This window comes from Vibrio pomeroyi (assembly GCF_024347595.1).
In the GTDB taxonomy this organism is placed as follows: domain Bacteria; phylum Pseudomonadota; class Gammaproteobacteria; order Enterobacterales; family Vibrionaceae; genus Vibrio; species Vibrio pomeroyi.
Genome location: NZ_AP025506.1, coordinates 381,505 through 405,650, shown reverse-complemented (window position 1 = coordinate 405,650; position 24,146 = coordinate 381,505). Strand labels below are relative to the sequence as shown.

Here is a 24,146-nt window from a genome sequence, read left to right as displayed (position 1 = left end):
TTATAGTGTCTAGACACCACTGAATGCTTCCCCTATAATCTATGCCCTACGGCCCCTTAGCTCAGTGGTTAGAGCGCACGACTCATAATCGTTCGGTCCCCAGTTCAAATCTGGGAGGGGCCACCAAATTAGAAAAGCCAGAACAGTTCATGCTGCTCTGGCTTTTTGCTTTTCTGGAATAGTACAAATCACACCCTGCACTTCTAAAGAATAACGAATCGTCCCGCACACAATTCCAATTGCTTCTCTGTGACTAAGCTTACTTTTCTTTTATAGAAAAATCGGCAATATGAATGTACACAAATCAATCAATTGTTCAGGGAAGACACATGAAAGACGAAACGCTCTCGATTCACTTCGGCTACGAAACTGATCCAACGACTAAATCGGTAGCAACACCTATCTATCAAACCGTCGCGTATGAATTCGATGATGCACAACACGGTGCCGACCTATTTAACCTTGCAGTACCCGGCAACATCTACACTCGTATAATGAACCCGACCAATGATGTGCTAGAAAAGCGCATGGCTGCCTTAGAAGGTGGTATTGCAGGTTTAGTGGTAAGTGCGGGCAGTGCCGCGATTAACTACGCGATTCAAACCTTGGCACAGATCGGTGACAACATCGTCTCGACACCTCAACTTTACGGCGGCACGTACACCCTATTTGCTCATATGCTACCCAACCAAGGGATCGAAGTTCGCTTTGCTAAAGATGACAAACCAGAAAGCTTAGCGGCGCTGATCGATGAAAAAACCAAGGCGGTTTACTGTGAAAGTATTGGTAACCCAGCGGGTAATATTATCGACTTAGAGCGTGTCGCAGAACTTGCTCACGCGCAGGGTGTACCCGTGATTGTCGATAACACAGTCGCGACACCAGTGCTTTGCAAGCCTATCGATTTTGGCGCTGACATCGTAGTGCACTCACTAACCAAATACGTTGGTGGTCACGGAACAACATTAGGTGGCGTGATTGTCGACTCAGGCAAGTTCCCATGGGCAGAACACAAAGATCGCTTCCCTGTGTTTAATCAGCCAGAGCCTTCTTATCACGGTGTGGTTTATACCGAAGCCTTTGGTGAAGCTGCGTTTATTGGTCGCGCTAGAACGGTTCCACTACGCAATACAGGCGCCGCACTGTCGCCAATGAATGCTTTCATGCTGATGCAAGGCTTAGAGACGTTGTCGCTACGCATGGAGCGACACACAGAGAATGCATTGAAAGTAGCTGAATATCTCAAACAACACGAGAAGGTCAGTTGGGTAAGCTACGCAGGCTTGTCGAGTTCAGAATTCTACCCGCTTGCTGAAAAATACATGCAAGGTAAGCCATCGGCTATTTTATCTTTTGGCTTGAAGGACGGCTATGAAGCAGGTGTTCGCTTCTACGACGCGCTGCAAATCTTTAAGCGCCTAGTGAACATTGGTGACGCCAAGTCTCTTGCTTGTCATCCTGCATCTACAACACACCGTCAACTAAGTGAAGCGGAACAAAAACGGGCTGGCGTGTCACCAGAGATGATTCGCCTTTCTGTAGGGATTGAGCACATCGAAGATATCTTAGCTGACCTAGAGCAAGCTCTTAACGCTTAAGACTTATAAGTAACACTAGAAGATAAGTGTGCAAAGTAACAGGTACAAAAATGTATGGTCCGCCCCGTTATTGCAACTACAATTAAGTAATAACGGAGTTGGTTTGCGCTAATGTATTCGGAGTCCTTGTTGGGAGCACTAGCTTCCCAGCTCCACGATGATATCCGCGCCAGATTATCCTTAAAAAGCCTAAAGCATTGATTGCTATTTTTTGTGTCAGGTTCTTAATCTGGCCGATTGACCGTTTTTGTCATCACGTTCATTGGCGTTGCAAACTTGGTTATAGCTAAACAGCCTTAAAAGCTTGGCGGTGGTATAACACCGCCCAAGCTATCCTCACTAGCTTGTTGGCTAATGCGACTACCACTACATTAAATGGTTTGGTGGCTCGTAGGTTCACAAGCCACTCTCCAAACACTTTCCCTGTCGTCTCTAGCCTAGAGAGTACAGCCCTTGCCCCATGGACAAACAGAGTTCTGAGGTGTTTATTCCCTCGTTTACTCATACCAAGTAGTTTGGTCTTTCCTCCCGTTGAGAATTGCCTTGGCACAAGCCCCAACCAAGCCGCCATCTCACGGCCATTGGTAAAGTTATTCGGAGAGCTTACATCGGCTATACACAATGTGGAGGTAAGATCGCCAATTCCAGGGATAGTTTTTAATAATTGAGCACTTTCATTGTTATTAACAATAGTTTGAAGCTTGTTATCTTGAGTTTTGATTTGTTCATTAAGGTACTTGTAATGTTCGTGGATAGATATCAATTCACATAGCAAGCTTTTTGGTAATGAGACTGTTTGTTCTGCTAACCATTGAAACAGAGACTTCATCTTTGCATGTCCTTTGGGAAAGCTAAGGCCGAACTCAAGTAAGATCGCCCCGATCCGCGACATAGTGGCAGTTCTCTCCTTGATATAACTATCTCTGACTCGATGAATCGCTGCGATGACTTGAGCCTCTTCACTTTTTACAGCTACAAACCTCATAGTCGGTCGACCCGCAGCCTCTGCGATCGCTGATGCATCAATGAAATCGTTTTTATTGCCTTTGACATAAGGCTTAACATACTGAGGAGGAATAAGTCGGGGTTGATGACCAAGTTCACCACACTTTCGAGCAAGCCAATGAGCACCGCCACAGGCTTCGAAAGCAATAGTTGTTGGTTCTATTTTACTAAGAAAGATTAAAAGTTGGTTGCGATTAAATTTACGACGAAGCACTTCCACTCCACAACGGTTATGTGCGATAGCATGGAAGCAATGTTTACCTAGGTCGATACCTAAAATATGAATAGAAGACATATGGTTCACCTCATTCTGAGAGCCTACTCTAAGCTTAAGGGCTTGAGAGTGAGGCGGACCATATAATTAAGCCCATCATTGGATGGGCTTCTTATTATCTATTTCTTAGATAAGCTGTCGATTACTCAACGGTTACCGCTTTCGCTAGGTTACGAGGTTGGTCAACATCGGTACCTTTGATTAGCGCTACGTGGTAAGACAGCAGCTGCATCGGTACAGTGTAGTAGATAGGTGCTGTAACTTCGCTTACGTGAGGCATCTTGATGATCTTCATGTTCTCATCGCTTTCAAAGCCAGCATCTTGGTCTGCGAATACGTAAAGTAGACCACCACGAGCACGTACTTCTTCAACGTTTGATTTCAGCTTCTCTAGTAGGTCATTGCTTGGTGCAATTACTACTACTGGCATGTCAGCATCAATAAGTGCTAGAGGGCCGTGCTTAAGTTCGCCAGCTGCATATGCTTCTGCGTGAATGTAAGAGATCTCTTTCAGCTTCAGAGACGCTTCCATTGCGATTGGGTAGAACTCGCCACGACCTAGGAACAATGTGTGGTGCTTATCAGCAAAGTCAGGTGCTAGTGCTTCGATCTCTTTATCGAATGCTAGAGCTTGCTCGATAGCCGTTGGTAGCTCATGCAGCGCTTTAACGATTTCAGCTTCTTTCTCTTCATTGATACGACCTTGTAGACGACCAATTGAAGTAACCATCATCAGCATTGCTGCTAGTTGAGTAGTGAAAGCCTTAGTAGAAGCTACACCGATCTCTGTTCCTGCGCGAGTCATGAAAGCAAAGTCAGATTCACGAACTAACGAAGAACCCGCAACGTTACAAATAGTCATTGCCGACATGTAGCCTTTCTCTTTTGCAAGACGAAGTGCAGCAAGCGTATCAGCCGTTTCACCTGACTGAGACAGAGTGACGAGTAGGCTGTTTGGACGCACAACGAAATCACGGTAACGGAATTCAGAAGCGATCTCTACATCACAGCTTACACCCGCTAGAGATTCAAACCAGTAACGCGCAGCCATGCCTGAGTTGTAAGAAGTACCACATGCGATGATCTGCACGTGTTCAACCTTGCTTAGGATCTCTTCAGCTTTAACACCAATTGCATTAGTGATAACCGAAGTTTCAGAGATACGACCTTCCATTGTGTTGATCAGCGCGGTTGGCTGTTCGAAGATCTCTTTCTGCATGAAGTGACGGTATTTACCTTTGTCACCTGCATCGTGTTCTGCGTTTGATTCAACGATTTCACGCTCTACACGCTCACCCGCCACATCAAATACTGTTACATCACGACGAGTAACCTCAGCAACATCACCTTCTTCTAGGTACATGAAACGACGAGTTACGCTTAGTAGTGCAAGTTGGTCTGATGCTAGGAAGTTCTCACCGACACCAAAACCAATAACGATTGGGCTACCAGAACGAGCAACAACAATGCGGCTAGGATCTTTGCGATCAACCACAACCGTGCCGTACGCACCGTCTAACTGTTTAGCTGTTTTTTGCAGAGCTTCAACCAATGAATCAGAAGTACGAAGTTCCCACTCAACTAAGTGAGCGATAACTTCTGTATCCGTTTGTGAAGTAAATACGTAGCCACGCTCTTGCAACAGAGTACGCAGTGCTTCGTGGTTTTCGATAATACCGTTATGTACAACTGCGATATCACCAGACATGTGTGGGTGTGCGTTTGCTTCAGACGGCTCACCGTGTGTTGCCCAACGAGTGTGAGCGATACCTGTACCGCCAATCACTTGTTGTTCTTCTACCGCGTCTGCTAGCTCTTGTACTTTACCTAAACGGCGAACACGAGTTAGGTTAGATTCGCTATCCACCACAGCGACACCTGCAGAGTCGTAGCCACGGTATTCTAGGCGGCGAAGGCCTTCTACTAAGATTTCGGCTACATCACGTTGTGCTACTGCACCAACAATTCCACACATAGTTTTACTCCATCAATTTTGTTTATTCCTACTGGCAGCAAGCAAAGGCCATATCTTTAATAAGATCAATTATAGGAAGTTAAATGCATAATATTTAAAATTAGTTTTAAGCTGGATCAGTCAGGATCACTCGAACGTCATGTGATTCGATACTTGCTTGAGATTCTTTGCTCAAGTCTGTATCGGTAATCAAAATATCGATGTGGTTCCAAGCCAGCTCTAAGTTGGGGATCTTTCGTCCCACTTTTTCAGACTCAACCATCACGATCACTTCTCGTGACACTTCAGCCATAACTTTACTCAGGCCAACCAACTCATTGAATGTGGTTGTGCCTCTGTCGAGGTCGATACCATCAGCCCCGATAAACAGTTGGTCAAAATCGTAAGCACGCAGTACTGACTCTGCGACTTTGCCTTGGAAAGAATCCGAATGGGTATCCCAAGTGCCGCCGGTCATGAGTAGCGTCGGTTCACTTTCCAGCTCATTAAGAGCGTTAGCCACATGCAATGAGTTGGTCATAACCACCAAACCACGCTTACTGTTTAGCTGCTGAATTAGGGCACCTGTTGTGCTGCCGCTGTCGATCACAATACGGTTATGGTCACGAATTAAATCTGCAGCAGCTTTTGCCAAAGAAAGCTTTCGAGTCGAAACTTGTTGACCCAGTTCTTCGTTCACAACCTCTTTCGGTAACGAAATCGCACCACCATAACGGCGTAAAAGCTGACCGTTTTTCTCTAAAGACGCCAAGTCCTTTCTAATAGTGACCTCTGAGGTTTCGAACTTAGCGGATAATTCATCAACACTAACCTCCCCTTTTTCGTTCACTAGGTTAGAAATTGCATGTCTTCTGAGCTGAGTGTTTCGTTTCGACATTTAAAAAAGACCGTTAAGTTTCGATATGAAACATATTATAGTTGCAACGAAACTATTTAGTCCATTTATTTTGATCCAAAAAATTAATAAATAGCGATAAAACCTTGTCCTAAGACAATTGTTAAGCAGTGATATTGAAGTCATTAGGTGGTAGAATCCGCACCCGAAAAGAAAAAAAATTACAAAACTGACTGTTATTTTTTTGCAACTTACCGCCTATATAGTGGGGTAAGTCACAGAAAACCGATATTGAATCAAAATCTTTTGGTCATAAAATGACTAAAATTGATGAAAGACTTACAACTCTGAAGGACATATTGGAAGTCCCGCGCTTTTACACAACAGGCACAAAATGTTGATGTAGCGGACCAATCTTCAGAACTTAAATAAATTTCAAATTGTAACAATACTTACCGGAGAGTACCTTCCATGAAAAAGACCAAAATCGTATGTACGATTGGCCCTAAAACTGAATCTGTAGAGAAGCTAACTGAACTAGTAGATGCTGGCATGAACGTTATGCGTCTTAACTTCTCTCACGGTGATTTCGCAGAGCACGGCACTCGTATCGCGAACTTCCGTAAAGTAATGGAAAACAAAGGTGAGCAACTTGCTATCCTTCTAGATACTAAAGGTCCAGAAATCCGTACTATCAAACTTGAAGATGGTAACGACGTAGATCTAGTAGCTGGTCAAGAGTTCACTTTCACAACTGACGCAACAGTTGTTGGTAACAAAGACGTAGTTGCAGTAACTTACCTAGGTTTCGCTAAAGACCTAACTGCAGGTAACACTATCCTTGTTGATGACGGCCTTATCGAAATGGAAGTTATCGCAACAACAGAAACTGAAGTTAAGTGTAAAGTTCTTAACAACGGTGCTCTAGGCGAAAACAAAGGTGTTAACCTTCCTGGCGTTTCTGTTCAACTTCCTGCTCTTTCTGAGAAAGACAAAGCTGACCTTAAGTTTGGTTGTGAGCAAGGCGTAGATTTCGTTGCTGCTTCTTTCATCCGTAAAGAAGAAGACGTTAAAGAAATCCGTGAGCTTCTAAACGCTAACGGCGGCGAGAACATCCACATCATTTCTAAGATTGAAAACCAAGAAGGTGTAGATAACTTCGATTCAATCCTTGAAGCTTCTGACGGCATCATGGTTGCTCGTGGTGACCTAGGTGTTGAAATCCCTGCTGAAGAAGTAATCTTCGCTCAGAAGATGATGATCGAGAAGTGTAACCGTGCACGTAAGATGGTTATCACAGCAACTCAAATGCTTGACTCTATGATCAGCAACCCACGTCCAACTCGTGCAGAAGCGGGTGACGTTGCGAACGCAATCATGGATGGTACTGATGCAGTAATGCTTTCTGGCGAAACTGCTAAAGGTAAGTACCCAGTTGAAGCTGTTACTATCATGGCTCAAATCGCGAACCGTACTGATTCTGCTCTTAAAGCTGAGCTAGGTTCTCGTCTAGACAGCCCACGTCTACGCATCACTGAAGCAGTATGTAAAGGCGCTGTAGACACAGCAGAGAAGCTAGCTGCTCCTCTAATCGTTGTTGCAACTGAAGGCGGCAAGTCTGCACGTTCAGTACGTAAGTACTTCCCAACTGCAAACATCCTTGCTCTAACAACTAACGAAAAGACAGCTGCACAGCTAGTTCTTACTAAAGGTGTTAAGCCAGTTCTTGTTGACTCTATCGAGAACACAGACGCGTTCTACATCAACGGTAAAGAAATCGCTCTACAATCTGGCCTAGGTAACAAAGGCGACATCGTAGTTATGGTTTCTGGTGCTCTAGTAGCTTCTGGTACTACAAACACGGCATCTGTTCACGTTCTATAAGAATGAACCGATTCGCATAAAATATAAAAGAGGGCTTCGGCCCTCTTTTTTTATGAAACAAAATCTTGCCTAACTTTTCAGTACGCTGTATTATCAATCACAATAGAACTACGTACTGTTAACTTCCAATGGGCTCTTTCTAAGAGACGGATTAGCAGACTAGAAATCAATATACATGAGGTTTGTAATGTCTAGTCCTACGCTCACTGACAAAGTATCAAAGATGATTCGCCAAGATATTCTTAATGGTGAGTTAACCCCAGGCCAAAAACTCGTTGTTGCTGATCTAAAAGCACGATACAACGTAGGCGCATCTCCAATTCGCGAAGCCTTGGTACAATTATCTTGGAGCAAATACGTAAAGCTTGAGCCACAAAAAGGCTGCTGGGTATCTCCTGTATCAAAGAAAGAACTGAATGATCTATACGAAAGCCTTCGTGTTGTCTCTTCTGTTCTACTCAAAAAGGCGATTTCAGCGGGTGATGAGAGCTGGGAACTAGATGTACTTACGTCTTACCATAAATTGTCACGAGTACAGCACGTATCAGAAGAGTTTGATTGTGTTGAGTGGGAAGAGCGTCACCAACAATTCCACGTTGCGTTACTTGAAGGCGCTGATTCAGAGAACATGTTTAAGTTCTTTGATGACCTGATCAACCAAGTAAAACGTTACCGCTTCTTAGCGATGTCTGCTGAAAGCGCGTCTGATGATCTGTTCAATATTGATGAGCACGAAATGATCATGAAGCTAGTACTGTCGAAAAATGTAGAACAAGCGACTGAACTGCTTGATCAACACCTGCTAGGTTCAATGAAACGAATTGAAGAAGTTATCGAAGCGGCATAACGCTAAAGTAGTTTCTAACCAAATAAAAACGGAGCCCAATGGCTCCGTTTTTTGTTTCCAGTATTACGACTGAACTACCACCCAAAAAACTCTTTGTGATGAGTATTGAGCAGCACAACCATAGGTAAAAAATACAAAGCACTCAATTGAAAGCCAAGAATGGCTAATGTGCCTATGGTTAACCTCACTAAAAAATCGACAAACATACCACGCCTCTTTTAACCAGACTGTATGATCCCCAAACTCTTGCTCCAGCTAACCTAATTCTACTGCTGCTTTTCAAACCATTGAAAAAGCTAGCTAATCAGTTGAATTAAGTTAACGGTGTCATCCTTTTACATCTGGTAAACACTCTATTTATTACACCGTTAAGCACGATGTAATCTGAAGCAAGGTAGTTTACTATTTGTTCAGTTTAGCTCAAATTATCACCAATATTAGACTTTAGTCTAACTGTATAGATTTTGTGACATAGGTCGCTCAAAAGTGAGATTCCTAATAAAGAGCAGGGAAGGCAAAATCAATCGAAAAGTAGTTTAAAGAGATGAGTCAGACAGAAGAAAGAAACTAAATAGGCAGAAAGCTAAGCAACATCAGCGTGGCTAGGACACATAGAGACCGTATTGCGACCAGAGGATTTCGATTCGTAGAGACCGACGTCCGCACATTTGTATGAGCGGGTGCTGTTACTGGTTAAATCCGTAAAGCCAACACTCACCGTCACCTTAGTACCGGCTGCTAACTCTATCTCAATGCGTAATCGGTCTAACACGCGCTTCGCTTCCGGCAGCGACGTGTGTGGCATCAGCAATGCGAACTCTTCTCCCCCAACACGAGCAACAAAGTCGGTACTGCGAAGGCTATCTTGTAAGAGCCCAGCAACGCGCGCAATCACGCGGTCACCCTCATCGTGGCCAAGCTCATCATTGATTCGCTTAAAGTTATCGATATCGACTAAGGCTAAACAAGTGGTGGCTTCATTAGGGTAACGCTCAACCAAGCGAGAATAGTAAGCCAGTTGTTCTTCGAACTTACGTCGGTTCCAGAGGTTACTCAAAGCGTCTCGCTCACTCAGAAAACGCAGACGCACTTCAAGCTCTTTCCTTACCGAGATATCAACCAACGAGGTAATGTAATAACTCACTTTGCCCGAATTGTTTTTGACCGCATGGACTCGCATGATGGCAGTAAAAGGAATACGAAGCTTGTTCTTACACAGCACCTCTCCTTCCCACACTTCCTCTTGCTCTAGGTGCTGCCAGATAGATTCACTAGAGAGCACCTGCTCGGTATTTTCCAGCAGCAGCTGCAAGGCATTGTGGCCGATGACTTGGTTTTTACTGTAACCCGTCATGTTTTCAAATTCGTTATTGATCATCATGGCACGATGTTGCTTGTCAGAGATCATCACTGCCGACATGCCGTTCAATGCCGCACGTGCTAATTTACTTTCCAAACTACGACGTCGATAGTGCGTCACCAGATAAGCAAATGGAAAGGCGAAAATCAGCACGGTAAATAGAACAATGATCTCTTCGTGGGCAAGATCATTCAAATCACGCTCAGCTCGATCAAGAAGCTGTTTCTCGTTCAAGTGGATCAACAGGTGCATTTTTTGATTATTCGCGAGCTTGACCGTGTTAAACGCGAACAGGTTACCGTCTTCAAACACCGTGCCCATTTGTTCACGAGAAATCGCTTCCCATGTCTTAGGCGCGAGATTTTTTAGGTTGAAGCTCTTTCTTTCTGGAACGGAATCACCGAAAAGCTTACTGCTGTTGTTACTCGCAATGTAATAGCCCGACTCATTGACGACCTCAGATCGAAAATCATAATCCGGTGAGAAATTAAGACGCGAAGACAGTCCCCAAACATCCAAATTAATCACAAGATAGCCGACACGCTTCTCTGGTGTTTCAACGGGAGTGAAGACTCGCAGAACGGGTTTATAAGGATAGGTTAACTCGCCATGTTCGGTTTCAAGTTCTATCCCCCAGCCGCCAATCTCTTCACGTTCCAAGCCTTGTGCAAATTGGTAGTAACTCGATTCCGATCGGTCTTGAAGGTGCTGAGGTAACGTCACCTCGCCTGTTGCAGACGAATAGTTCACACGCACTAGTTCTTTACCGGAAATATCAAGCAGATGAATTTGTGTGTACCATTTTTGGTTCACTAGAACAGACTGCCACACTTCTTCAAGCAGGTTTTTGGTTTGGTCTGATGGAGAAGAGGCGAAATTAACTAAACTTTGGCTATGGCTGAGTAACTCCATAACAGAGACTAATTGAGATTTTAGAAGGTTGTAGTCTCGTTCTGCATAGACCAATTGATGAAGGGCTTGTTTTGCCGACTCATTGAAGCTCTGAGTTTTAACGTCTTGATAGCGTTGTAAATAATACAACCCTACAGCAGAAGACAGTGTGATAGAGATAATCAGCAATGTAATTATTGATTTTTTAGTTCTCATTGCTAACTCAGGTGAATGGAAGTCGAGCGCGGGATTATAGCACTCTAAAAAATTAACAAAATAAAAGCCGCTTAAAAAAGCGGCTTTAAAGCTATTTTATAAAGACTTATCGTCTAGGCTTTCAGCGCTCGTTCACCACGAGCGATACCAACCACGCCACTTCGCGCTACCTCAAGTACTTCCGTTACTTCAGACAAAGCCTGAATGAAAGCATCAAGCTTCTCGCTCGTGCCCGCCATTTGCACCGTATATTGCGAAGCTGTCACATCAACGATCTGACCACGGAAAATATCCGCTGTACGCTTCACTTCTGCACGAGCAAAGCCGCTCGCACGTACTTTTACCATCAGAAGTTCACGTTCGATGTGCTCAAGCTCAGAGACCTCCTGTACCTTAAGTACATCAATCAGCTTATGTAATTGTTTCTGAATCTGCTCAAGCTGCATTTCGCTTGAGTTAGTTGTCACGTTCAAACGAGAAAGTGTTGGATCATCGGTTGGAGATACGTTCAACGACTCGATGTTGTAGCCACGCTGAGAAAACAAGCCAACCACACGAGAAAGCGCACCCGGTTGGTTTTCCATTAGTAGTGAAATAATGTGTCTCATATTATGTTCTCTCCGTTTTGCTTAGCCACATGTTATCCATACCCTCGCCTTTGATCTGCATTGGGTATACGTGCTCGGTATCATCAACACTGATATCGACAAATACCAAACGGTCTTTCATCGCCAGTGCTTTTTCCAAACCTGATTCCAATTCATCCGGAGATGAAATGCGCATACCTACGTGGCCATAAGCCTCCGCGATTGCAGCAAAATCAGGAACAGAGTCCATATATGAGTTAGAGTGACGACCTTGATAAACAATGTCTTGCCACTGTTTAACCATTCCTAAGAAACGGTTGTTCAGGTTAATAATCTTAACTGGGATATTGTATTGCAGCGCCGTCGACAACTCTTGGATATTCATTTGAATACTGCCATCACCGGTTACAACAACCACTTCTTCGTCTGGCTTAGCAAACTTAACGCCCATACCAGCAGGTAGACCAAAGCCCATGGTGCCTAGGCCGCCTGAGTTAATCCAACGGCGTGGTTTGTTGAATGGGTAATACAATGCAGCAAACATCTGGTGCTGACCAACATCCGAAGCAACGTACGCGTCGCCATTAGTTACTTTGTGCAGTGTTTCAATAACTTGTTGCGGCTTAATGCGTTCAGAAGATTTCTCATAAGCTAAGCAATCACGCTCTTGCCACTGTTTGATTTCACTCCACCAGCTTTCCATCGCTTCAGCATCGTTAGTGCCACCTTGCTCAATCAGCAGGTTCACCATGCTCTCTAGTACTTTTTCTGCAGAACCTACAATCGGTAGATCCACTTTCACGTTCTTAGAGATCGACGATGGGTCGATATCAATGTGCATGATCTTCGCGTTCGGGCAGTACTTGTCTAGGTTGTTAGTAGTACGGTCATCAAAACGTACACCTACACCAAAGATAAGGTCGGCATTGTGCATCGCCATATTGGCTTCATACAAACCGTGCATGCCCAACATACCCAAAGAGTTCTTATGAGTGCCAGGGAAAGCACCAAGCCCCATTAGGGTACTTACAACGGGTAAATTCAGTGCTTCAGCCAATTTAATCAGCTGTTGGTCTGCTTCAGATATAACCGCACCACCGCCGACATAAAGTACCGGCTTCTTCGCTTCAAGAAGTGCTTTTAGTGCCTTCTTGATTTGACCTTTATGACCCGTAACCGTTGGGTTGTACGAACGCATTTTGATCGTCTCAGGATATTCATAAGGAAGCTTGATTTGTGGGTTTAGGATATCTTTCGGTAGATCGATAACCACAGGACCAGGACGTCCTGTCGTTGAAATATAGAAGGCTTTTTTAACGACTTCAGGGATATCTTCCGCTTTCTTAACTAGGAAGCTATGTTTAACGATCGGGCGAGATACACCGACAATGTCACACTCTTGGAAGGCGTCGTTACCAATCAGGTTATTTGGTACGTTACCAGAAATAACAATCATTGGGATTGAGTCCATGTACGCTGTCGCAATACCTGTAACGGTATTGGTTGCGCCTGGACCAGAACACACAAGTACTACGCCCGGTTTACCGGTAGAACGAGTATAGCCATCTGCCATGTGGGTAGCGGCTTGTTCATGTCGTACTAATACGTGTTTAATTTCAGCAGTTTTAGCATGCAGCGCATCGTAGATATCAAGTACAGAACCACCTGGATAACCAAAGATTTGTTCTACACCCTCTTCAATTAGAGACTGCACCACCATCTCAGCGCCGGATAACATTGCTGTTTCAGGTTTTGTTGTCATATTGCTCTCCTCACCAGTTTCCAATCATATTTGGTGAACATGTTGGGCTGGTTTTTCATAGTCTAGGGCTTATTCGTAGCCTAATTCGAAATACTTCCACTTTTTCGGCTATGTCTGTTTGTCGTGATAACAACAAACAGTAATACGAAACAACTTTAACGCTTTATTATCATATGGTCTAACACCTGTTATCCGACAATCATGCCAAAAAACCAACTATTAGCTTAAAACATCAAATAAAACCCAAACCAAGATTGATAACTAGACATTAAAACTAGAAAGGAAACAAAAAAAAGCACTTAATATTTAAATGAATCGCTAATTATCGATAAATAACGAGCTTATCTGTGTGCGCTTTCGCACATTGTGCTTAGTCACTAGATACAAAAAATCCCCCTAAAAATGCAATCACATTCGTAGGGGGATTTTTAAACAACTGAAAATTTATCTCAGTAGAAAACTACTTATCTTTCGACTTTTCAGTGTACATTTCTTCGATTTCGTCTTGATACTTATCGTTGATAACCTTACGACGCAGTTTCTGGGTCGGCGTCAGTTCGCCATCATCCATAGAAAACGCTTTTGGCAGTAGCTTGAACTTCTTCACTTGCTCAAACTTCGCGAGCTCTTGCTGCAGGTCATTCACACGCTTCTCTAGCATCTCAACAATTTGGTGGTGCTTAATAAGCTCAACACGGTCGTGATACTTGATGTTCAGTTCTTTCGCGTACTCTTCTAGCGAGTCGTAACAAGGAACAATCAGTGCAGAAACGAATTTACGTGTGTCAGCGATAACCGCAATCTGTTCGATAAAGTGATCTTTACCAATCGCGCCTTCCACCACTTGCGGTGCAATGTATTTACCGCCAGAGGTTTTCATCAGCTCTTTGATACGGTCAGTAATGAACAGGTTACCATTTTCATCAAAATGACCCGCGTCACCGGTTTTCAAGAAGCCGTGTTCATCGAATGTTTTCGCAGTTTCTTCAGGCATCTTGTAGTAGCCGCGCATCACCATTGGGCCTCGAACAAGAATCTCGTTCTGAGCACCAATTTTTACTTCTGCGCCCGGCATAGACATACCGATAGAATCAGGGTTAAAGCAGCGGTCATCCCAGCAAGACACCGTTGCTGTGGTTTCTGTCATGCCGTAGCCAAGTTTTACGTTGATACCGATAGCATGGAAGAAGCGACCGATGGTTTCATCTAGCTTCGCACCACCACATGGCATGAAGTTGATGTTGCCGCCTAACAGTGCTCGCAGCTTAGATAACACAAGCTTGTCTGCTAGCGCATGGCTCTTCTTCAGCATTAACGAAGGAGTACGACCTTCTTGGTGACAAACAGAGAGTTTCGCTCCCATGTTCACCGCCCAAGTAAATAGCACCTTACGGATAAACGGCGCTTTCGATACTTTCTCGTGAATCGCAGAGAAGATCTTCTCGTAGAAACGCGGAACCGCACACATTACGGTTGGCTTCACGTCGCTCAGCGCGTCACGTACCTGCATCGTATCTTGCAGGTAACAGTTGGTTGCGCCTTTATAGAGAACGTAGAAAGTCCACGCTCGCTCAAATACGTGAGATAGAGGTAAGAAACACAATGAGACATCGTCTTTGCTTAAGCTTAGACGCTCATCGTGGCCTTCTAGTTGGTAGCCAATATTGGTGTAATCAAGCATTACGCCTTTCGGCTGGCCAGTTGTACCAGAGGTATAGATAAGAGTCAGCAAGTCGTCCATGCTTGCATCGGCAAGGCGAGTCTCAAGTTCAGCTTGCTGAGCCTCAACACCGCGCGCCATGAAATCAGCCCAAGATACCGCGAAGCTATGGCCTTGAAGATCGATATCATCAGACATCGCAACAACCACTTCTAGCTGCTCACACTCTTCAAATAGGCTCACCGCCGCGTCAAATTGAACTTGCTCACCAACAAATAAGATCTTCACATCCGCATTCTGGATGATGTAAGACGACTGCGCTGCTGTGTTGGTTGGATAAATCGGCACAGTCACAAGGCGAGCTTGTAAAGATGCAAAATCTGCCACTGTCCATTGAGGCATATTGTTTGAATAGATACCGATCTTATCTTGAACTCTCAGTCCCTGAGCCAATAGTGCTAATGAAAGCGTATCGATTTGTTGTCCAAACTGCTCCCAGCTAATACCTTGCCATACATTGTCTACTTTGTGCTTCAAAGCTGTACGGTTGCCGCCTTGGGCAATTTGGTCACGAAGTCTTTTTACGATATGAAAATCTAAATTGGCCATCTCTTTACCTTTGGCTTACACCTGTAAGCTTTTTTGAGCGCACAAGTGTACCTCTGATCATGGAAAAGGCAACTGATGAAGCTCAAAGTTATAAGTAATAGTACGTCTCACGCTAAGTTTTCTATCAACAAAAATAGCAGGTACAAAAAAGCCCCAAGCCAGACTCCTAGCTTAGGGCTTATAAAACATAGGGATTAGTGTCTAGTTAAGTGCCACTACTTCGCCACAGATCATCATTAACTGATCTCGTAACCAAATGTGTCCTTTGTCCTTTTCACTTGATTCGTGCCAGCTTAGGAAGCCTGAAATTGCCGCATTATCAAATGGGAAGTCTAGGATCTGAAGCTGCTCTTTGTTTGCTGCATGCTCTACCATCCAACGAGGAGCAATCGTTACTAGCTCAGACTGACCTACAACGTAAAGAACGTTACTTAGGCTCGTACCTTCGTAGAAAGGCATGCAATCTAAGTCACGGTAAGCTTGCTCAGAGAAACTACGTTGACCGTGAATGCGAGACAGTTTCGCGTGCTTTTCGTTAAGCAACTCTGCCGCTGTTACTTCACCGTTAATGCGTGGGTGAGAAGCAGAAGCAACAACAACCAACTCATCTTGGAAGATTTCAGTGCTTGAGAAACCTTGCTCATCAAAGCGAGCGTAATCGATCACGAAGTCGATTTCTTGGTAGCGCATACGCTCAGAAAGCTGACGATCGAACTCAGCATCCATGTGCAATTTAACACTTGGTGCTTGCTCGTTAATTGTCGACATAATCTTAGGTGCAAAACGCATGTCACAAGGGCTGCAAATCGCAAGTTTGAACAGGCGAGAAGACGACTCTGGAGAGAACACAGAACTTGGTAGTTCGTTGCGTACTAACTGTAGCGCTTGGCGGATTGGGCCAAACAACTGACGAGCACGTTGAGTCGGTTGAATACCACGACCTTGACGCATGAATAGTTCGTCGTTGAACATCACTTTTAGACGAGCAACAGCGTTACTTACAGCAGGCTGAGACATACCCAGATTGTGAGCTGCACGTGTAATGTTTTGCTCTTGCATAACTGCATCAAATACAGTCAATAAGTTTAAGTCGACTCCACGAAGTGTGCTTTCCATTCTGTAGCTTGCAATTGCACTCATTGCGTCTTTTTTCTCTAACATTCAAGTTGCCTCTTGTCGGTTCGACAGCGTTAAATTGGTAATGGTATGGGAATAGATAACCACTAATTCTTATATTTATCAGACCGATGTTTTTCGGATTACCATTACTATTAACCAATACATCTCGAGCTACCAACAAGATTGATAAAGAATAATTTTATTTTACCTTAATGATTAATTAACACCTAAAAATCAGTAATTTATAGAGTTATAAAAAAACATAAAATGCGTCACTTATGAGTTTCATTTCGACTTATTTAGCTGTTCTATCGTTTGGTTACATTTGTTACAATTTATTGAACGCGTGAATTGTTCGACTGGTCGATTCAGAAATAACACTTATGAGTTAGGTAAGCGATGCATAACTAGGAAAGTCTACCTTGTCCCAAAGTTGCTTTCTTAAGTCATCTTGGTTGGACCAATTTCCTGCCAATACCCACTCAACAAGTGCGCTCGCGACGTCTGGATAAGTGACCACTTCCGCTTGTTTTTCGTTGAGCCAACCACGCAAGATAGCAGGGTCTAAAAAGCTCATTGTTTGAGCCAATCCAAGCGCCTCTAGCGTCGCCACATTGCTCTGTTGTTCAAACTGCCCATCAAGCGGTTTAAGCAGCAACTTCTTACCCAACGTTAGAGCTTCAGAGGGTAATTCAAATCCGCCATTTGCCACCACACCTGAGCACTGGCTGAGGTCGAATTGGAAGCCTGCATGACTGAGCGGTTTGAACTCAATATTTTCGACTCGGCTTTGCTCAATCACATTCGGGTGATAGCAGACAAAGTTATGAGAAATGAACTTCATCAACAGCTCTGAAATCGCCTCTAGATCCTCAAACGGCAGATAGACCAAAGTGAAATCTTGCGGCGCTTTGGTTTGTTGTTCGCCAGTGAGTGTGTGAACGATCGGTGGCAATATTGGCTGTTCAAAGTGATACCAGTGCAGCCCAATTGAGTGCTCGGTTGGGGCAAAGTGTTGAATCACAGAATGCTCAATCCAGTTGCCGCCTTCTTTAGGCACATCATAACGGAATGCATTTTGGTGGCTTATACCTATGCAAGGTACGCCCTGTCTTTTAGCTGCCCAAGCGGTCACGGGTTCAAAGTCGTTAAGCACTAAATCATACGGTGTCAGATCGATCTGGTTAATCTCACTCAGAAATCGCCAGATGTTGTTCTTGATGAATGTCTTGCCGTATTTCACCTGCCCCTGCTCACTGTAAAACGTTAAGCCACTGCGGGTTTGATAGTTTCCAAATTCTTCCATTGAGAAATACTTGCTCTCATCTCTTCCTGAAAATAGAAAGTCGACATCGATGTTTTGCTGACGAAAGGCGACGGCCATGGCTCTCGCACGCGCGATGTGACCATTTCCAGTACCCTGTACGCCATATAAGATTTTCATGCTTTTTCCTTTGGAGTTGCCACTTGAACGCGGCAGAGGTTGCCAACAAAATGATTACAGAATGAAACTGATAGCTAGGCTCGTACAAGCAATGCCCAAAGCGGCACCTATCAGTACGTCTGTTAAAAAGTGAACACCAAGTAAGATTCGGGAGCCAGCGATCGCTATCGCCCAAAACAAACTAAAGAGATATAAGCTCGGATAGAAATGTCCGATGAGAGTCGCCATAACAAAAGCCGCCGCGGAGTGCCCAGATGGCAAACTGTATTTATCGGATGGCACAATGTGGGAATAAAGCAGTGAAGAGAACTCTGCCGGTCTGCGGCGTTTAAGGGTATTTTTCGCGAACCAGTAGATAGGCAGCTCGATAGCAAAGGCGGTTAAACCGACCAATAGAAAGTCTCGGCCAGTACTGCTATCAGCCAACAAAGCAATCAATGCAATTAACACGTAAAGGTGTCCATCTCCAGTATGAGACACCGCTTTACTGAGTGTTGCATGTTGCCCGCTATAACGGTTTTTTAAACAGAAAACAGAAAATGCCACATCCCAGCGGACAATAGGTTCGATAGTACGCATACGATCTCCTTAACAATCCTTATTCAGTTAAGGGTCAAGTTATGCCCAACAAATGACAGTTAAGTGACGTTTTGAATGAACTAAAATGAAATTTCCTTGGGATGCGCAGTGAAGCCGCTCAGCCCAAGGTGATAACAAAAACACCCTATAAAAATAAAGCGACACTAGGCCGCTTTATTGTTTATTACTTCTTTTCTTGCCTCAAAACTCTATAGCGAAAGAGGCTCGTGCTTTTTCACTAAACCAAAGTCAGCCAAGATCGCGTAGGCCGCAGGGATCATAAACAACACCAACAAGGTTGAGGCAAATATTCCGAACACAATAGATATCACCAGAGGCTGAATAACCTGAGCCTGTAAGCTGGTTTCCGTTAATAGCGGTAGCAAGCCGGCAGCGGTGGTCATAGAGGTTAAAAATACCGCGCGGAAACGCTCGCGACTGGCTTTAACAACTGAATCATGCACGCTATCCCCTTCATCGACATGGTGACGTATGTATTGCACCAACAAGATCGAATCATTGACCACGATCCCAGCGAGCGACACAAAGCCCATCATGCTTGGCATACTCAGTGCGTGACCTAACAACCAGTGACCAACAACGACACCAATGAACGCCAATGGAATCGCCAACATCACGACCACAGGCTCCAAGTAGCTTCGGAATTGATAACTAAGAATCGCAAACACACCGAATAAGCCCAATAAGAAACCTTTGCCCATCGAGGCTCCGGTCTTAGCGGCATCTTTGGCTTCGCCTTCAAAATCAAAACGTAAGCCCGGGTATTTTTGAATCAGCTTAGCTGCTTCTTCTTTTTGGAACTGAGCTAAAATCGCGGAAGAGCTCGCCTTCTTATTATCTATGTCACCAAAGATACTGATGGTTCTCAGGCCATCGATACGTTGGATTCGCACGTAGTTACGTTGAAAATCTAACGTTGCCAGGGTAGCTAATGGAATCTGACTGCCATCTGCGGTAATGATCGGGAAATTAGCCAGTTGCTGTAAATCACCCGCTTGTTCTTTATCAAGACGAACCTCAATCGAGATATTCTCAACACCAATTTGAATCTCATCCGCTGTCTGACCAAAGAAAGCCGCACGTAATTGGGAAGCGATCATCTGCCCATTCACGTTGTAGGTTTCAGCGCCTGGACGCAGCTTCACCAAGATCTCTTCTTTACCCATGCGCATGTCATCAAGCACACCGTGCACGCCATCGAACTGATTAAGGTATTCCTGAATATCCAAAGACGCCGATTTCAATGCACTTAAGTCATCATGTTTAGCACGAATCTCAATCGCACGACCGCCCGGCCCCATGGTCGGTTGCTTGAAAACTAGCGAGATAGGATCAGCCAAGTCACCGATGTCTTCTCGCCATGCATCAATAAAGTCATCAATAACCGTATTACGGCTCTCTGCTCCACGTAAGTCTAAGCGCACAGTAGCTAAATGCGGGCCAGATTCGTTGGCATCTGCGTTGGCATTAAACTGGCTAGTAATGTGCTCAACCAAGGTGTTGCCTTCTTCAACCTCTTCGCTCCACTGCGCATTCAAACGCTCGGCAGATGCGACGATCTTATTGACCACTCGCTCGGTTTGAGACAGTGACGCCCCCGGAGGAAGAATGATACGCGCCTCGGCAATATCGCCATCCAACTCAGGGAACGGTTGGAATTTGACAACACCACCAGCAATCAACGAGATAGATAGAAGCAACAAGGTGATCACTCCACCCATAAAGGCGTAGCGGAAGGTCACCACCTTCTCGACCATGCTCATCAAGGTGGTATTACGGAAGTTCTCAAACTTCTCTAGCAGCACGACTTTGAAGCGCAGCGCTGGCTTGTCATTTTTTTCTTTGTGTAATGAATGAGATAAGTGATTTGGCAGAATCAAGAAGGCTTCAATCAAGCTCAGAGAGAGCACCAATATTAACACTTGAGGTACCGCTTTAAGCACCGCCCCCATTTCACCATCAAGGAACAGTAAGCTACCAAAGATACACACCGTGGTTAGGAAAGAAGACAAGACTCCGGGGAGCACCTTCTTAACACCGTTGTACACCGCATCATCAACGTTTTGCCCCCGATCCAGATGGGAGGCTATCGATTCAGCGATCACTATCGCGTCATCCATCATGATACCGATCGCCATCAACAAGCCGACCAGAGACATGATGTTGATCGACAAACCTAGGTTCGCCATCAAAAACAAACCACCAAGGAAGGCTACTGGCAGGCCAGCCGCCACCCAAAACGAATAGCGTAAGCTGAAGAACAGCCACATGGTTGCGAACACCAACACAATACCTTGCCAGCCATTGCGCACCATCATGGTCAAGCGATCCCACAAAACAGAGGAGAGATCGTTGGTCATTTGCAGTGTCACGCCATCAGGTGCAATCGCACTTTGATCTTCTACGAATCGAGTCACGTTCTCTTTGATTCGTAGCGCATCATCTTCTTTGTTCTTGCTGATCTTCAGTAGTGCCGATGGCTTACCATCAAACAGGACTTTCTGTTCATCAAGTTCAAAGCGATCGGTCACCTTCGCAATATCTCGTAAACGGATCACAGAACCATTAGGCGCCGATCCGACCACAATACTTTCGAGCTCGACGGGCGTAATGCGTCTTTCATCAAAACGAATTAAGAAGTTTTTGTCCGGCGTTTCTACGTTACCACTCGGCAGTTTTACGTTTTGACGGCCAATTTGATCGGCAATATCTCCGACACTCAGACCGAGCTGGCGGATCGCTTGGGTATCCAATTCAACTCGATATTGATGATCGGAGAAGCCGCTGACCTCAACCAATGAAACGTCGTAATCGAGCTTCATGGTGCGCTTGAGATCTTCCGCGTATGCCTTAAGTTCTGGCCATGAAGTTTCTGCGGTAATCGCAATATCAACAACCGGTTCGTTCCAATCCAACTCTTGTACGACTGGTGATTCAATTTCTGTAGGGAAATCATTGATCGAGTTGATCTGAGTTTGCACGTCCACCAGCATTCGACCGATATCTGCTTTCTCATTCAACTTAAGGATAAGTCGAGCACTACCTTCTATCGCCTCACATTGAGTTTCTTCAATGTTAGCTAAACCATCGACTGCATCTTCCATTCGCACACACAAGCTCTCTTCCACCTCTTGTGGTGAAGCGCCCGGGTAGACAATCGCCGCCATAATATAAGGTGGATCGTAGGCTGGAAAGGTTTCACGCTTGATGGTGGATAAAGAGGCCAAGCCCATGATCAACAACCCGAGCATCAGCAGGTTAGCTGCGGTTGGGTGCCTAGAGAAAAACTTGATCATGAGGCGCTCTCCTCAGTATCAACGGAAAGGCCATCATCATTTGAAGCAGATTCTTTCAATAACATGCCTTCAATAGCAGGCAAAACATCGTTAAGAATCAGCTTGTCTCCAGCTTGCAGTTCACCGTTAACCACCACTTGGTTGTCTCGGCGATAAAGCACTTCAACATTAACCACTTGCAAGCGCTGGCTGTCATCCATCAGATAAATCTTATCGCCATGCAGGGCGCGCTCAGGCACAACCCAACTCAGGTTCGCCAAGCCTTCAATCTCCGCTTTGACGAACATACCATTCACCAAGGGAGTGGCACTGCTTGGCTGTAAGGCTGAATAATCTTGATTGATTTCAAGAATGATCCCTGCCGTGGCTTGGTTTTCATCAACGGTTTCACTGATTCTTGCGACTTTCGCAGGCCAACTCAGATTCAAACTGCCACTGTTCATCTGGATCGTCGCTTTAATCGGCGCTTGGTAAGGGTTAGGTATGCCGGCAGCATCACGAGGGAATTGAGTAAAGCTTGAGGCTAAAGTTTGCATATCGTGAATAGAGAGTTGCGCCTCAACTTCCATAACGTTAATCCCATGAGCAACAAACATCTCTTGTTGAAGATTAACCACTTGGTTTTGTTCAATATCTACCTGAGCGATTCGCATTGCTCTAGGCAAGATAATGGTCGTTTTATCCAAAGAACGTTGCGCCTCTTTGACCTTAGAAACATTGACCTTAATCACCGCTTCCGCGACGCGCTTTTCATCTGGCATCAAAGCGATTTGATTCTGTATGTCTAACACCAACTTCTGTTGAGAGAGTGCACTTTGTTGTTGTAGATCGACATCTGACTGAGAGGTAAGTCCTTTCTTGCGAAGATCCTGTTTACGTTGAAGCTCTTTATTACTGATTACTAGCCGATTTTTTTCGATCTTTAATGTTTGTTGTAGGTTGTCTTCTTCTTGATTCAACTTAGCAAGTGAGGTCTGGCTTGATTTAAGATCCGCTTCCGCTTGCACCAACTTCAGTTCGTAATCCAAAGGATCGATCTTTAATACCTCAGTACCCGCTGCAATAATTTGTCCCTTTTCTAGATCAGGATGACGGTACACGATCTGTCCTGTCACCTCAGCAATCGCTTTCCATTCAACCTTTGGTACTACTTTGCCAAAACCAACCGCTAATGGCGCGATCATCTGCTTTTCTAGACTCACGGTTTCAACCAAACGCGCTCTATCTCCGGCAGGCTTAGTCGGTAAGTCCGGCTTTAGATTAATCGCTGCCACTAGGCCAATAACACCAACGGCCAGAGCCGGAAAGAAGAGGAGTTTTTTACTTATTTTCATTATTTTGGTTCCTGCAAAGGTGAAGGGCTCGGGGCGTTTACAAAGCCTTCCGTCATCAGTTGGATGTTGTGTTCGATAAGTCGGTTAAGAAATTCTTCATTGAGTTCAATACCATGAATAGCAAGCAAAGGTGGCGGCGCAATGAACGGGAACACCATCAAGCTTATATACGACACGCGGCAGAGTCTGGGATCCATATCTTTTCTTAAAACGCCTTGTTCAACTAGCTTTTCAAAAATGACATCTTGGGCAGGTTTGGCAACATCAAGAAAGACCTTTTCGAGTAACTCTCTCTGTACTTCTGAAGGCGGCATGTTCATCACTTGGGCTATTAAGCGAGGAAACTTCGGCACCTTCACCATCTCTTTGTAATAGGTTCTCATGAGATCGAGAAAGTTCTCATGGCTGCTTTCATCAACAAGTCTCTGCATTTGTAATTGCATAGGGCGTAATGTTTCACGCAGCATCGCCTCAAACAATCCGGCTTTACTACCAAAGTAATAGCGAATCATCGCAATATTCACACCCGCTCGCTCAGCAACTAAACGAGTCGATACCTTGTCATACGGTTGAACCACGAACAGATCTCGAGCGTGCTCAATGAGTAACTGCCGTACATCTAGATTCTGTTGAGGTCGCCCTGCTTTACGCGCTGCCATCTCTGAGACCTATCCCTATAATTAATCACACGATTAATTATAGGGATAAATCAACATGGTTGTAGAAGATTAATTACTCACTATTTAATCAAATGATTAATTAATTTAGCCACCCTTTTAATTTTATTGGTGAATCGTTCCATCAAAAAGATTTACTACAAAGTTTTAACCTACACATCAGCCAAACGATA

16 protein-coding genes and 1 tRNA gene are annotated in these 24,146 nt (G+C 44.6%); 4 read left to right on the top strand and 13 right to left on the bottom strand.

Annotated features, from left to right (window positions below; translation table 11 throughout):
- Positions 1–50 precede the first annotated feature (50 nt).
- Both OCV12_RS01825 and OCV12_RS01820 read left to right on the top strand, forming a co-directional pair.
- Positions 51–126: transfer RNA gene (locus OCV12_RS01825), tRNA-Ile, on the top strand.
- A 203-nt stretch (positions 127–329) separates the two neighbouring features.
- Positions 330–1,598 (top strand): O-acetylhomoserine aminocarboxypropyltransferase/cysteine synthase family protein, encoded by a 1,269-nt coding sequence (locus tag OCV12_RS01820; RefSeq protein WP_261885228.1) that lies wholly within the window; start codon positions 330–332, stop codon positions 1,596–1,598.
- Positions 1,599–1,884: 286 nt separating this feature from the next.
- Here the strand turns inward: OCV12_RS01820 and OCV12_RS01815 are convergent, their stop codons facing one another.
- The 3 genes from OCV12_RS01815 to OCV12_RS01805 form a co-directional block, all read right to left on the bottom strand.
- Positions 1,885–2,898, bottom strand: a complete 1,014-nt coding sequence (locus tag OCV12_RS01815; RefSeq protein WP_261885227.1) for an IS110 family RNA-guided transposase — start codon at positions 2,896–2,898, stop codon at positions 1,885–1,887.
- Between the two features lie 121 nt (positions 2,899–3,019).
- A complete protein-coding gene (glmS, locus tag OCV12_RS01810) occupies positions 3,020–4,852 on the bottom strand; it encodes a glutamine--fructose-6-phosphate transaminase (isomerizing) (RefSeq protein ID WP_239830057.1) in 1,833 nt (610 codons plus the stop codon).
- A 106-nt stretch (positions 4,853–4,958) separates the two neighbouring features.
- Positions 4,959–5,729 carry a DeoR/GlpR family DNA-binding transcription regulator gene (locus tag OCV12_RS01805; RefSeq protein WP_176680873.1) on the bottom strand — a complete coding sequence of 257 codons (771 nt, stop codon included), beginning with the start codon at positions 5,727–5,729 and terminating at the stop codon, positions 4,959–4,961.
- A 429-nt stretch (positions 5,730–6,158) separates the two neighbouring features.
- On the opposite strand from OCV12_RS01805, the gene pykF reads away from it, so the two are divergent.
- Both pykF and OCV12_RS01795 read left to right on the top strand, forming a co-directional pair.
- On the top strand, positions 6,159–7,571 hold the full coding sequence (gene pykF, locus OCV12_RS01800) for a pyruvate kinase PykF (RefSeq protein WP_017061403.1): 1,413 nt from the start codon (positions 6,159–6,161) through the stop codon (positions 7,569–7,571).
- A gap of 223 nt (positions 7,572–7,794) precedes the next feature.
- Complete coding sequence (locus OCV12_RS01795) at positions 7,795–8,418, top strand: GntR family transcriptional regulator (protein ID WP_239848871.1); 624 nt, start codon at positions 7,795–7,797, stop codon at positions 8,416–8,418.
- A 583-nt stretch (positions 8,419–9,001) separates the two neighbouring features.
- Here OCV12_RS01795 and OCV12_RS01790 read toward each other — a convergent pair.
- From OCV12_RS01790 to OCV12_RS01745, 10 genes are all read right to left on the bottom strand, one after another.
- Positions 9,002–10,885 (bottom strand): sensor domain-containing diguanylate cyclase, encoded by a 1,884-nt coding sequence (locus OCV12_RS01790; RefSeq protein WP_176680871.1) that lies wholly within the window; start codon positions 10,883–10,885, stop codon positions 9,002–9,004.
- Positions 10,886–10,998: 113 nt separating this feature from the next.
- Positions 10,999–11,493, bottom strand: coding sequence for an acetolactate synthase small subunit (ilvN, locus tag OCV12_RS01785; protein WP_008219984.1), 495 nt, complete (start codon positions 11,491–11,493; stop codon positions 10,999–11,001).
- Between the two features lies 1 nt (position 11,494).
- On the bottom strand, positions 11,495–13,234 hold the full coding sequence (locus OCV12_RS01780) for an acetolactate synthase 3 large subunit (protein WP_017629395.1): 1,740 nt from the start codon (positions 13,232–13,234) through the stop codon (positions 11,495–11,497).
- Between the two features lie 460 nt (positions 13,235–13,694).
- Positions 13,695–15,503 carry an AMP-dependent synthetase/ligase gene (locus OCV12_RS01775; RefSeq protein WP_239830053.1) on the bottom strand — a complete coding sequence of 603 codons (1,809 nt, stop codon included), beginning with the start codon at positions 15,501–15,503 and terminating at the stop codon, positions 13,695–13,697.
- 201 nt (positions 15,504–15,704) lie between these two features.
- On the bottom strand, positions 15,705–16,664 hold the full coding sequence (leuO, locus tag OCV12_RS01770; RefSeq protein ID WP_176680869.1) for a transcriptional regulator LeuO: 960 nt from the start codon (positions 16,662–16,664) through the stop codon (positions 15,705–15,707).
- Positions 16,665–17,010: 346 nt separating this feature from the next.
- Positions 17,011–18,066 (bottom strand): MJ1255/VC2487 family glycosyltransferase, encoded by a 1,056-nt coding sequence (locus OCV12_RS01765; protein ID WP_261885226.1) that lies wholly within the window; start codon positions 18,064–18,066, stop codon positions 17,011–17,013.
- A gap of 54 nt (positions 18,067–18,120) precedes the next feature.
- The gene (locus tag OCV12_RS01760) at positions 18,121–18,645 is read right to left on the bottom strand and encodes a phosphatase PAP2 family protein (protein WP_176680867.1); all 525 of its coding nucleotides are present in this window, start codon (positions 18,643–18,645) and stop codon (positions 18,121–18,123) included.
- Positions 18,646–18,854: 209 nt separating this feature from the next.
- Positions 18,855–21,962, bottom strand: coding sequence for an efflux RND transporter permease subunit (locus tag OCV12_RS01755; protein WP_261885225.1), 3,108 nt, complete (start codon positions 21,960–21,962; stop codon positions 18,855–18,857).
- Entirely contained in the window at positions 21,959–23,296 is a 1,338-nt protein-coding gene (locus OCV12_RS01750; protein WP_261885224.1) for an efflux RND transporter periplasmic adaptor subunit, read from the bottom strand. The genes OCV12_RS01755 and OCV12_RS01750 overlap by 4 nt, the downstream gene beginning before the upstream one ends.
- Positions 23,296–23,955, bottom strand: a complete 660-nt coding sequence (locus tag OCV12_RS01745; RefSeq protein WP_239848862.1) for a TetR/AcrR family transcriptional regulator — start codon at positions 23,953–23,955, stop codon at positions 23,296–23,298. Before OCV12_RS01745 ends, OCV12_RS01750 begins: the two co-directional genes overlap by 1 nt.
- Positions 23,956–24,146: the final 191 nt, after the last annotated feature.